The organism is Streptomyces sp. NPDC007162 (genome assembly GCF_040634175.1).
Taxonomy (GTDB): Bacteria; Actinomycetota; Actinomycetes; order Streptomycetales; family Streptomycetaceae; genus Streptomyces.
Genome location: NZ_JBEYFC010000280.1, coordinates 1 through 11,517 on the forward strand (window position 1 = coordinate 1; position 11,517 = coordinate 11,517).

At 72.7% G+C, this 11,517-nt stretch carries 8 protein-coding genes and 1 pseudogene; 3 read left to right on the forward strand and 6 right to left on the reverse strand.

All coding sequences use genetic code 11. The features are described from left to right. Positions 1-77: 77 nt before the first annotated feature. The 3 genes from ABZ646_RS28065 to ABZ646_RS28075 all read right to left on the reverse strand — a co-directional run bounded on the left by ABZ646_RS28065 (position 78) and on the right by ABZ646_RS28075 (position 2,092). Positions 78-482 carry a hypothetical protein gene (locus ABZ646_RS28065; RefSeq protein WP_360524529.1) on the reverse strand — a complete coding sequence of 135 codons (405 nt, stop codon included), beginning with the start codon at positions 480-482 and terminating at the stop codon, positions 78-80. Between the two features lie 163 nt (positions 483-645). Further along, positions 646-1,812, reverse strand: coding sequence for a serine hydrolase domain-containing protein (locus ABZ646_RS28070; protein WP_360524547.1), 1,167 nt, complete (start codon positions 1,810-1,812; stop codon positions 646-648). A 61-nt stretch (positions 1,813-1,873) separates the two neighbouring features. Beyond that, on the reverse strand, positions 1,874-2,092 hold the full coding sequence (locus ABZ646_RS28075; RefSeq protein ID WP_360524532.1) for a hypothetical protein: 219 nt from the start codon (positions 2,090-2,092) through the stop codon (positions 1,874-1,876). Between the two features lie 247 nt (positions 2,093-2,339). On the opposite strand from ABZ646_RS28075, the gene ABZ646_RS28080 reads away from it, so the two are divergent. Continuing rightward, positions 2,340-4,607 carry an ATP-binding SpoIIE family protein phosphatase gene (locus ABZ646_RS28080; RefSeq protein ID WP_360524535.1) on the forward strand — a complete coding sequence of 756 codons (2,268 nt, stop codon included), beginning with the start codon at positions 2,340-2,342 and terminating at the stop codon, positions 4,605-4,607. Between the two features lie 144 nt (positions 4,608-4,751). Beyond that, positions 4,752-5,096 (forward strand): hypothetical protein, encoded by a 345-nt coding sequence (locus ABZ646_RS28085; protein WP_360524538.1) that lies wholly within the window; start codon positions 4,752-4,754, stop codon positions 5,094-5,096. 52 nt (positions 5,097-5,148) lie between these two features. On the opposite strand, the gene ABZ646_RS28090 is transcribed toward ABZ646_RS28085, so the two are convergent. Further along, the gene (locus ABZ646_RS28090; protein WP_360524541.1) at positions 5,149-6,600 is read right to left on the reverse strand and encodes an MFS transporter; all 1,452 of its coding nucleotides are present in this window, start codon (positions 6,598-6,600) and stop codon (positions 5,149-5,151) included. Positions 6,601-6,731: 131 nt separating this feature from the next. Here ABZ646_RS28090 and dusB point away from each other — a divergent pair, with 131 nt between their 5' ends. After that, on the forward strand, positions 6,732-7,874 hold the full coding sequence (gene dusB / locus ABZ646_RS28095; RefSeq protein ID WP_360524544.1) for a tRNA dihydrouridine synthase DusB: 1,143 nt from the start codon (positions 6,732-6,734) through the stop codon (positions 7,872-7,874). Positions 7,875-7,902: 28 nt separating this feature from the next. Here the strand turns inward: dusB and ABZ646_RS28100 are convergent, their stop codons facing one another. Both ABZ646_RS28100 and ABZ646_RS28105 read right to left on the reverse strand, forming a co-directional pair. Beyond that, positions 7,903-9,570, reverse strand: coding sequence for a sulfatase-like hydrolase/transferase (locus ABZ646_RS28100; RefSeq protein ID WP_360524550.1), 1,668 nt, complete (start codon positions 9,568-9,570; stop codon positions 7,903-7,905). 1,222 nt (positions 9,571-10,792) lie between these two features. After that, positions 10,793-11,517, reverse strand: a pseudogene (locus tag ABZ646_RS28105) (aminotransferase); the annotation flags it as partial.

Sequence of the window (11,517 nt, forward strand, 5' to 3'; positions counted from 1 at the left end):
GGGCTACGCCCGCGAGTGGGAGCGGCCGGAGGCCGACGAGGACTTCGGGTCGCTGGTGGAGCTGCTGCTGCGCGGCCTCAGGTGACGTTGACCGTCACGCTCGGCGAGTAGACCTTCTTGCCGACCGCGGCGACCCGCAGGTGCTCCGTCCCCTTCGTCTTGAACGACGTGGTCAGCGAGTAGGAACTGCCGTTCTTGATCTTCGTGTTCACCTTGAGCGGGACCCACTTGCCGCTCTTCTCGTGCTGGAGCACCAGCGGCCAGCCCACCTTCAGACCCGACGTACGGCCGGTGAAGGTGACGGACTCACCGGTGGTGACCGAGGACTTGGTGGCCTTGATCGAGATCGAGGCCATCATGGACGGGGAGGGGCTCGCCTTGGTCTCCGCGGCGAGGGCGCCGGCGCTGCCGGCCGACAGCAGGGCCAGCGAGAGGGCGCCCGCGGCGAGGGCGCGGGTCATCTGACGCTGAGTGGTGTGCATGGAGTGCTCCTGTCGAGTGACGAGGGGACTCCTCCAGGCTTGGCCGGGTCACCCGCAACGGCGACCCGGGCACGGCCGCGAAGCGCTGGGGGGCAGGGCCGCGGTTCGGTAAAGTCCGCAGGTGGCAGGGCCCGTCCCGACCTCCTGATTCTCCCGCCGCCTGTCACCCGAATGCCGTAACGGCGGCCTGTGCCGTGACCGTCCAGAAGTCCCGCATCAGCGGGGTCGGCGTCGGGCCCGTCATGGCCGTCTGCGTCATCAGGACCGTGACCGTACCGGTGGCCGGGACGATGTGCGCGGTGGTGCCGGTGCCGCCGACCCAGCCGTAGCGGCCGGGCACCGACCAGGGATCCGCCGGGGTGACGTCGACCTGTCCGCCGTACCCCCAGCCCTGGCCCTCCAGGAAGAGCGTGGCGGCGGCGCGCTGGGCCGCCGTGAGGTGGTTGGTGGTCATCCGGCTGACCGAGGCGGGGGAGAGCAGCCGGCGGCCGTCCGCGGTGGCGCCCGCGTTCAGCAGCAGCCGCCCGAAGGCCAGCCAGTCGTCGGCCGTGGAGACCAGGCCGCCGCCGCCCGACTGGAACCGGGGGAGACCGCTGTAGCGGCCGTCCGGGGTGTCCGCCGGGCGCAGGGTGCCGTCCTCGGCGCGGTGGTAGGCCCAGGTGAAGCGGTGCCGTTTCGACGCCGGCACCTCGAACGCGGTGTCCCGCATGCCCAGCGGTTCGAAGAGCCGTTCCGCCAGGAAGTCGGCGAGCGCCCGGCCCGACGCCCGGGCGACCAGGACGCCCTGGAGGTCGGACGAGGTGCCGTACAGCCAGGCTTCGCCCGGCTGGTGCAGCATCGGCACCTCGGCGAGCGCGCGCAGCCAGGTGTCCGGGTCCGGCCACTCCCCGAAGGGGCGGTCGTACCGCTGCACCGCGGTCAGGGCCCGGACGGCGGGCAGCGAGAAGTCGTCGGGCGTTCCCCAGCCGGTGCGGAAGCTCAGCAGGTCCTCGACGGTGACCGCGCGGGCGGCCGGCACCACGTCGTCGACGGGCCCGGCGGGCGTCCGCACCACCACCGGCTTCGCCAGCTCGGGCAGCCACCGCTCCACCGGGTCGCCGAGCCCGACCAGGCCCTCGTCCACCAGCATCAGCACCGCCGCGGCGGTGATCGGCTTGGTGATCGACGCGATCCGGAAGATCGCGTCCCGCTCCATCGGGGCGGAGCCCCCGGCGTCCATGGACCCGACGGCCACGGCCTCGACGTCGGCGCCGCGGGCGACGAGCCCGACGGCTCCGGTGACCGTCCTGTCCTCGGCGTACCGGCGCAGGGTGGCGTGCAGCGGGGTCAGGGTCATCGGTCGTCCTTCCGGTGGGCGCGGTCAGGGGTACGACTGCCACACCGGCGAGAACTCATCGGGAGGGCTCGGCCCCCGCCGGGTCCACGGTCGCCTGGTGGGCCTCGGCCAGGTGCTCCTCGGCCTTCAGCCAGGGCAGGAACTGCGCGCCCTGGCGCCAGCCGCAGGTGGCGCACTGGATCGTGCGCTGCACACCCGTGCGCCGCACCCTGACCACGTGCTCCCGGCCGTGCTGGTCCCAGCGGCTGACCTTGCTCTCGTCGATCCGCGACATGACGCGAGTGTGCAGCAGGTGCAACATCAACGGGGGAATCTGCACCGGGTTTTACCGAGGGCACCAGGTGTGTTCACCTGAACTCGACGGGCGTACGGTGGGTGTTCCCGGGGTCACCCTCCGGTCCTGTCCCCAACCGCCGGATCAAGAGCAGGACTTGGTGTACCGGTGGAAACCCTGGACACGGCATTGACCCTGGCTCAAGATGAAAGCGACCTTGTGAAGCGGCCACCGGCACGGAGAGGCGATGCTGCCGGATCCTCAACGTTTCCTGGCCGTTGCCGGCCGCCGGATCGCGCGCGCCGAGGGCGCCGCCCAGGCCGTCCGTGAGCTGTGCCGATCGGTCGTCCCCGACCTGGCGGACGGCGCGTTCGTCTACCTGGAGGACGGTCGGCAGGACCGGTCCGAGCCGCTGCGGCTGCTGCTGGACCAGACGCCCGCCGAACTCGGCGGCGCCATGGGCGGGGTGCCCCCGGACGCCGTCTCGGTGGCGCCCGACGGAGCGCTGGCCGGAATGCTGCGCTGCGGCAGGGCGCGCGGCAGCGGCCCGGACGCCGGCGACACCGTCGACGCGCTGCGCGAGCTGCTGGGGACGGCACGTCGGCTGCCGCAGGGAAACCGGGTCCTGCTCGCCCCGCTGCGCGCACCCGACGCCGTGGTGGGCGTGGCGGTGTTCCTGCGCGGCCCGGACCGGGAGGACTTCGTGGAGGACGACATCGCCCTGGCCGACGCGCTGGCGGCGCAGACCGCGCTCGGGGTGCGCGAGGACACCGCCATCCCGCAGGTGCGGCCCACCACCGCGCTGAAGGCCCCGGACGAGGACCGCCTGCGCTACGTCGGCGCGGCCACCCGGCGGATCGCCCGCGGCTTCGACACCGACGAGATCGTACTCGGCCTGTGCCGGGCCGCCGTACCCACGTACTCCGACGCGGCCCTCGTCTACCTGCGCGACCCGCTCCCGGTCGGCGACGAACGCCCCACCGGCCCCGCCGTGCTCCGGCTGCGCCGCACCGACCGGATCAAGGGCCCCGGCGCCGAGGGCCTGGTCTGGCCGGTCGAGACCGTGGGCGACGAACAGGACGACCTGGACGCCTCCGACTGGAGCGAGGTGGTGCCGGGCGGCGCCCTCGCCGAGGTGCTGCGCGGGGTCCGGCCGGTGTTCGCCGACAACGCGCCGACCCGTGCCGCGCTCAGCGAACTCGTCGGCGAGGACAGCGCGTTGAACGGCTGGGCCGGCACGCACGCGATCCTCGCCCCGCTGCGCGGCCGCCGCCGGGTCACCGGCGCGGTGGTCTTCCTGCGCCGCCCGGAACGCCCGGCGTTCGAACCCGCCGACCTGCTGGTCGCCGCGCAGCTGGCCACCCACACCGCGCTCGGCGTCGACAAGGCCGTGCTGTACAGCCGGGAGGCCTTCATCGCCGACCGGCTGCAGCGCGCCATGCTCCCGCACAGCCTGCCCCGGCCGACCGGTGTCCGGCTGGCGGTCCGCTACCTCCCCGCCGCCGAGACCGCACGTGTCGGCGGCGACTGGTACGACGCGATCCCGCTGCCCGGCAGCCGGGTGGCGCTGGTCGTCGGCGACGTCATGGGGCACTCGATGACCTCGGCCGCCGTCATGGGCCAGCTGCGCACCACCGCGCTCACCCTGGCGGGGCTCGACCTGCCCCCGCAGGAGGTCCTGCACCACCTCGACGAACAGGCCCAGCGCCTCGGCACCGACCGCATGGCCACCTGCCTGTACGTCGTCTACGACCCGGTCTCGCACCGCATGACGGTCGCCAACGCCGGCCATCCGCCGCCCATCCTGCTGCACCCCGGCGGCAAGACCGAGGTCCTCGCGGTGCCGCCGGGCGCCCCGATCGGCGTCGGCGGCATCGACTTCGAGGCGGTGGAGCTGGAGGCGCCCGCCGGGGCGACGCTGCTCCTGTACACCGACGGTCTGGTGGAGTCCCGGCTGCGCGACGTGTGGACCGGCATCGAGCAGCTGCGCGAGAAGCTGGCCGCCACCGCCCAGTTGACCGGCCCGGACCGGCCGCCGCCCCTGGAGGCGCTGTGCGACGAGGTGCTCGACATGCTCGGCCCGGGCGACCGGGACGACGACATCGCGCTGCTCGCCGCCCGCTTCGACGGCATCGCGCCCAGCGACGTCGCCTACTGGACCCTGGACCCGGAGAACTCCGCCCCCGGCCGGGCCCGTCGGCTCACCCGGCAGGCGCTGGCCGCATGGGACCTGGAGGAGCTCAGCGACACCGCCGAGCTGCTGGTCAGCGAGATCGTCACCAACGCCGTACGGCACGCCACCCGGCCGATCGGCCTGCGGCTGCTGCGCACCGACGTGCTGCGCTGCGAGGTCGGCGACGACGTGCCGCAGCTGCCCCGGCTGCGCCGGGCCACCCCCGACGAGGAGCACGGCCGCGGCCTGTACCTGGTGAACCGACTGGCCAGACGCTGGGGCACGACCCGGCTGGGCACCGGCAAGAACGTGTGGTTCGAACTGGGCGGCCCCGCGAACTGACGACGGCCGGGGGCTCCAAGCGCCGAGGACGGCCGGGCGGGCGTCCCGCACACGGTTGAGTACGGGTACTCAGGACAGGGCACGGCCGTTCGAACCACCATGCAGACAGGGGACGGAACACCACGACCACAGGGGGGGCGACCGATGGGACCTGGCCCGGTCCGCACGCTCGTACGGCTGACGCTCGGCAACCGGGTGTCGGTGGCCTACCTCGCCCTGGTCGCGTTCGTCATCGTCAAGGCCGCGCTGGACCCCGTCGCCGGCCAGGACACGGACCCCGCCTCGGCCTGGCTCTGGCCGCCCCTGGTCACCTTCCCCGCGTTCCTGCTCGTCGGGGCGCTGGGCCGGGCCGCCTGGGACCCGGCCCGGATGCCGGACTGGTTCTTCGTCGCCATGGTCGTGGTCTCCGCCCTGCTCCAGGCCCTGGCCCTGGGCGCCGTCCACCAGCTGGTCCGGACCCGCCACCAGCGCATGACCAGCTCCTGCTGACGGCTGTGCCACGCGGGCGAGGCACCGGCAAAGGGCGGGCGGGCCGGAAGTCCTAGACCCGGCCCCCGGCGCCCACCACCTGGCGGATCTCCGCCGACTCCAGGCGCTGCGCGGTGCGCTCGGCCGTGCCGCGGGCCCAGCGGCCGTTGGTCAGGGCGCCCAGCACCAGGACCGCGACGCCGCAGGCCGCGAGGATCCACCAGCCGGGCCGGGCGCCGGTCACGAAGGACTGACGGTACGACGAGGAGCCGATCCCCGACGCCAGCACCGCGCCGACGACCGCCACGCCCAGGGTCTGGCCCAGCTGCCTGCTGGTGGAGGCGACCGCCGCCGCGACCCCCGCCTGCGACCTCGGCATCCCGGAGACCGCGGTGTTGGTGATCGGGGCGTTCACGAAGCCGAAACCGATGCCGAACAGGACGTAGCCGATGAAGAGGGTGGTGTTCGAGGTCTCCGCCTCGAAGGCCGCGAACAGCACCGCGCTCGCCGTCATCGCCACCCCGGCGATCACCAGCGGCAGGCGGGGCCCGCGGCCGCCGACCAGGCGTCCGGCCAGCGGCGCGCACAGGAACATCGGGACCGCCATCGGCAGCATCCACAGGCCCGCGTGCAGGGCGTCGAGACCGCGCACGTTCTGCAGGTACAGCGTGGACAGGAACAGGAAGCCGCCGAGCGACGCGAACGCGCTGATCGCGATCACCGTGGCACCGCTGAACGGCACCGAACGGAAGAAACGCAGGTCGATGAGGGGCTGGTCACGCCTCGGCTCGTACCAGAGCAGTCCGAGCAGGGCGGCCAGGGCCACCACGGCGAACGGGACCACCGTGGCCGCGCCCGCCGTCGGCGCCTCGATGATCGAGTACGTCAGCGAGCCGAACAGCGCGATGACCAGCACCTGGCCGACCGGGTCGGGACGGCGGGCCTTCGGCGCCCGGGACTCCGGCACGAAGCGCAGGGTCAGCAGCAGCGCCGCGAGGCCCACCGGGAGGTTGACCCAGAAGATCGCGCGCCAGCCCACCGACTCCACCAGCAGGCCGCCGACCAGCGGTCCGGCGGCCATGGATATGCCGACCACCGCACCCCACACACCGATCGCCCGGGCCCGCTCGCGCGGGTCGGTGAAGGTGTTGGTGATGATCGACATGGCGACGGGGTTGAGCATCGAGCCGCCCACCGCCTGGACCATCCGGAACGCGATCAGCGATTCGAGGTTCGGCGCGAGCGAGCAGAGCAGTGAGCCCAGGGAGAAGACGACCAGGCCCGTCATGAAGACCTTCTTGCGGCCGACCCGGTCGCCGGTGGACCCGGCGAGCATCAGCAGCGAGGCCAGTACCAGGGTGTACGCGTCGATGGTCCACTGGAGTCCGGCCGTGGAGGCGTGCAGCTCGCGCTGCATGGACGGCAGGCCGACATTGAGGGCCGTGGTGTCGAGACTCACGATCAGCAGGCTCATGCAGCAGATCGCGAGCACGAGCATGCGGCGGCGGGGGCTCAGCTCGGGCATGGCTCTCATCGTACGCCCACTTCGATAGTGTGTCTAACTAATGAGTGATGCATGATCTGCCGGACCGGACCGGGCGGGCGGTTGTCCACAGGGCCGGACGAGCACCGTGCGCCGTACGCGACAATGGGGGAATGCCCGAGCCCACGTCGCCGCTCCAGATCGGCCCCCACACTGTTCAGCCGCCGGTCGTCCTGGCCCCCATGGCCGGGATCACCAACGCGCCCTTCCGCACCCTGTGCAGAGAGTTCAGCGGGGGCAAGGGACTGTTCGTCAGCGAGATGATCACGACCCGGGCACTGGTCGAGCGCAACGAGAAGACCATGCAGCTGATCCGCTTCGACGCGACCGAGAAGCCGCGCTCGATCCAGCTGTACGGCGTCGACCCGGCCACCGTCGGCAAGGCCGTCCGCATGATCGCGGAGGAGGACCTGGCCGACCACATCGACCTGAACTTCGGCTGCCCGGTCCCGAAGGTGACGCGCAAGGGCGGCGGCTCGGCCCTCCCCTACAAGCGCAACCTGCTCCGCGCGATCCTCCGCGAGGCGGTGAGCGGCGCCGGTGACCTCCCCGTCACGATGAAGATGCGCAAGGGCATCGACGACGACCACATCACCTACCTCGACGCCGGCCGGATCGCCGTCGAGGAGGGCGTCACCTCGATCGCCCTGCACGGCCGCACCGCCGCCCAGCACTACGGCGGCACCGCCGACTGGGAGGCCGTCGCCCGCCTCAAGGAGCACGTCCCGGAGATCCCGGTGCTCGGCAACGGCGACATCTGGTCCGCCGAGGACGCGCTGCGGATGGTGCGGGAGACCGGCTGCGACGGGGTCGTGGTCGGGCGCGGGTGCCTGGGCAGGCCCTGGCTGTTCGCGGACCTGGTGGCGGCGTTCGAGGGGCGTCACGAGGACATCGCCCGGCCGTCCCTGCGCCAGGTCGCCGACGTCATGGTCCGGCACGCCGGACTGCTCGGCGAGTGGCTCGGCGACGAGTCCAAGGGCGTGGTCGACTTCCGCAAGCACGTCGCCTGGTACCTGAAGGGCTTCGCGGTCGGCAGCGAGATGCGCAAGCGTCTCGCCATCACCTCGTCCCTGGCGGAACTCCGCGCGGGCCTCGACGAACTGGACCTCGACCAGCCCTGGCCCGCGGGCGCCGACGGGCCCCGCGGCCGTACGTCCGGCAACAACCGGGTGGTGCTGCCGGACGGCTGGCTGAAGGACCCCTACGACTGCGCCGGGATCACCGAGGACGCCGAACTGGACACCTCGGGCGGCTGAGCGCCCTCAAGGGCCGCTGGGGGAGCGCTCAGTTCGTCTTCGGGTGCGGGGTGGAGCCGTACGCGGTCAGGAACTTGTCGCGGAACGCGCTCATCTTCCACACCGGGGCGTTGTGCGCCGGGCGCAGACCGTCGGTCCAGTTCCAGGAGTCGATCGCGTCAAGGACCTTCGGGTCCTTGGCGACGATGGAGATCGGCACGTCACGGCTGGCGTGGTTGCCGCTGACCCGGGCGATCGGCTGGTGGTCGCCGAGGAAGACGAGCACGGTGTTGTCGTTGCCGTAGCGCTGCAGCCACTGGGTGAGCGCGGTCACCGAGTACTGGACCGACTTGCCGTACTCCTGCCGGGACTTGGTGGTGTCGGCGATGACGTCGGAGGCCTTGTTGCCGGCCTTCTGGATGGCGTCGAAGATCGAGCCGTCGCCCAGCTGGTCCCACGGCACCATCTTCGGGATCGGCGCCCACGGCTGGTGGCTGGAGGTCAGGATCAGCAGTGACATCCGGGACTTGCCGTCGGCCGGCTTCTTGCTGTGCACCCGGTCCTGGAACTGCTGGAGCGCGTACTGGTCGGGCATCGTCGACCAGCTGAACTTCGGCCCCTTGTAGCCGAGCTGGAAGGCGTTGTAGACCTTGTCGAGGCCGTAGAAGCTCTGCTCCGGCCAGCCCTTCTGGATACCCGGCATCACGCCGACGGTGTCGAAGCCGCCGGTCTTCTCGAACGCCTTGGTCAGGCTCAGGTGGTCGCTGGCCATGACGGTCCGGTACCGCTGCTGGTTGCTGACCCACAGCCCGGACATGGTCGTGGAGTGCCCCAGCCAGCTGCTGCCGCCGTACGTCGCCGACGTCAGCCAGCCGCTCTTCGCGGCGTAACCGGCCTTCTTCAGCATCGCCGTCTGCGCGTCCAGCGTCCTGTCGACACCGGGTGCCTCGATCGGGTCCTCGACGGCGCTGCGCCCGTAGCTCTCGATGAACGTGAAGACCACGTCCTTGCCGCGCAGCGCCGGCACCAGCTGGTCGCCCGGGGTGTTCCCGAAGGCGTCCACCTTGGCGACCTTGCGGAACTCCGCCTCGTCCTTCAGCGTCAGCTGCACGGTGCGCACCTGGGTCTTCAGTACGGCGGTCGCCTTCTGCGCGGCGAGCGGCGAGCCGGCGACCGACAGGCCGAGCGCGTTGCAGGTGATCCACACGGTGCCGACGATCAGTGTGCCCCGGGTGGCCTTCGTCCGGACCCGGGCGAGCTGGTTGGAGACCCGTACGGTGGCGAGCGCGACGATCCCGATCAGCAGGAAGATCAGCAGTACCGCCCCGACGGTGATCGCCAGCTCGACGGTGCCGCCGAGGGTGTCCTTCAGGTAGCCGCGGGCGTCGGGCAGCAGGGACCAGTCCAGGATGATGTTGAAGGGGCGGCCGAGGTAGTCGACGAACCCCATGTTGAAGAAGTCCACGATGGTCAGCGCGCCGACCACCGCCCCGGCGACCGAGGCGAGCGCCAGCCGGTAGCGCCGCGGCAGAGCCAGCAGCACCACCGCGCCCATGATCGCCTCGGCCGGGATCCGCACGAACGTGACCGTCTTCAGGCCGCTGAGCGTGTTGGGCATCAGCAGGCAGACGTAGACGAGGAGGGCGGAGAGCGCGGTGAGGGAGACGGAGAGCACCTGCGCGGCGGAGGGATGCTCCTCGCGCCACCGCTGCCAGATCCGAGGCCGCCGAACCGGGGTACCGACCCCGACCCCGGCCCCGGCCTCGGGAACAACCCCGGGCGCGGCGTCGGGGGAGGTTGGGGATGTGGAGCCGGAGGCGGCTTGGGGAGCGGGCTCGGGGGTGTTCTTCAGCCCGGCGCCGGTGGCTGCTTCGGGTGCGGCTTCGGCATGGGCGTGAGGGGCGAGCTCCGGAGCGGTCCGGGGTGCGGCTGCGGAAGCGGGCTCGGCTTCCGCACCGGTTTCCGAGGCGGCCCCGGCGGTGTCCTTGAGCCCGTCGCCGGTGGGGGCTTCGGGTGCGGGGCCTGGCGCGGCCCTGGGTCCGGTGTGGGCGTGGGGGGCGGGTTCCGTAGTCGTCCGGGGTGAGGTGTCGGGAGCGGGCTCAGGGGTGTCCTCGCCCCCAGTGCCTGGAGCCTTGGGCGCGGCTTCCGGCGTCGGCTCGGCAGCGGCTTCGGTACCTGCCTCGGCGGCGGTCTCGGACGCGGAGTCGGTACGGCCTTCGGGCCCGGCCTGGCCACCGGCACCGGGGGCCTGCTCGTGAGTGGCCTCGCCACCGGCCTCGGTCGCGGGTTCGGGAGCGGACTTGCCACCGGCCTCGGTCGCCGGCTCGGCAGTGGCCTCGGCACCGGCCTCGGTCCCCGGTTCGGCAGTGGCCTCGGCACCGGCCTCGGTCGCCGGCTCGGCAGTGGCCTCGGCACCGGCCTCGGTCGCCGGCTCGGCAGTGGCCTCGGTGCCGGTCTCGGGCGCGGCTTCGCTGCCGGCCTCGGATCCGGCCCTCCGCCCGGTCTCCGGTGCGGTTCGGTCACCGGACTGGGCCGCGGCCTCGGGCCCGGCCCCCCTCCCCGTCGCTCCAGGGGCGGGAGTCCCGTGGTCCACGGGCGCGTCCTCGCCCACGGCCTCGTGCTCACCCGCGGTCGCCGCGTCGTGCGCGGTCTCCGTGTCCCCGGAGTCGGTGGTTCCGGTGGCGTTCGGGGGCCCCTCGGCCTGCTCGGCCTCGACCTCAGCCCCGGGCTCCCCGGCCGTGCTTGATGACTGGCGTGTGCTCGTGTGCTGAGGCAACCCGGAGGTCCTTCCGTGCGAGACCCGTGAGACGGAGAGGGCGGGTCAACGCTGGGGAGGCCCGAACCCGCCGACTGTCCGTACGGCTCGCAGAAGACCCCGGTTCAGGACCTTCGGCAAACACCGGGCAAACGCATACCGACCAACGCCCCGAACAGGCGCCCTACGCACCCCCCACCGCGGACAACAGCGCCAACGGAGCCGCCGCCGACCGCGATTCCCGTGCGCACGCGTGCGGATAGGGCACCGGCTCCGGATGCGTGCGGCGCCCGTACCCGGCCAGCACCTCGGGCAGCCGGTGCCCGCCCGCGGTCGCCGCGTCCACCAGCCCGTGCGCCACGGTACGGGCCTCGTCGTGCAGCCCGTACCGCGCCAGCCCCAGCGCGATCAGCGCGTTGTCGTGCGGCCACACCGACCCCCGGTGGTACGACAACGGGTGGTACGCCGGCTGTCCCGCGGCCAGCGTCCGCACCCCCCACCCGGAGAAGAAGTCCGGCTCCAGCAACCGCCGCCCGACCTGCTCCCCGTACTCCTTGTCGAGCAGCCCCGACCACAGCAGATGTCCCGCGTCCGAGGCGAGCGCGTCGACCTGCCGCCCCTCCCCGTCCAGGGCGAGCGCGGGAAACCCGGCCTCCCGCATCCAGAAGTCCTGCTGGAACCGGTCCCGCAGATCACCGGCCGCCTGTTCGAGGAGCGCCGCGTACGTCTCGTCGGCCCACACGGTCCGCGCCACCCACGCCGTCCGCCGCAACGCGTCGTACGCGTACCCCTGCGCCCCCGCCGCCATCACGGTCCCCATCGGCCGGCTGCCGTCGGCGGAGCAGATCGCGCCGGGGGAGTCCTTCCAGTTCTGGTTGGCGAGCCCGCCCTTGTCCGCGCGGTAGACGA

What these genes read in the sequence shown, in the direction of transcription:
- ABZ646_RS28065 (WP_360524529.1), bottom strand. Translation starts at nt 482, where the DNA reads ATGCACACCACTCAGCGTCAGATGACCCGCGCCCTCGCCGCGGGCGCC.
- ABZ646_RS28075 (WP_360524532.1), bottom strand. Translation starts at nt 2,092, where the DNA reads ATGTCGCGGATCGACGAGAGCAAGGTCAGCCGCTGGGACCAGCACGGC.
- ABZ646_RS28080 (WP_360524535.1), top strand. Translation starts at nt 2,340, where the DNA reads ATGCTGCCGGATCCTCAACGTTTCCTGGCCGTTGCCGGCCGCCGGATC.
- ABZ646_RS28085 (WP_360524538.1), top strand. Translation starts at nt 4,752, where the DNA reads ATGGGACCTGGCCCGGTCCGCACGCTCGTACGGCTGACGCTCGGCAAC.
- ABZ646_RS28090 (WP_360524541.1), bottom strand. Translation starts at nt 6,600, where the DNA reads ATGCCCGAGCTGAGCCCCCGCCGCCGCATGCTCGTGCTCGCGATCTGC.
- dusB (WP_360524544.1), top strand. Translation starts at nt 6,732, where the DNA reads ATGCCCGAGCCCACGTCGCCGCTCCAGATCGGCCCCCACACTGTTCAG.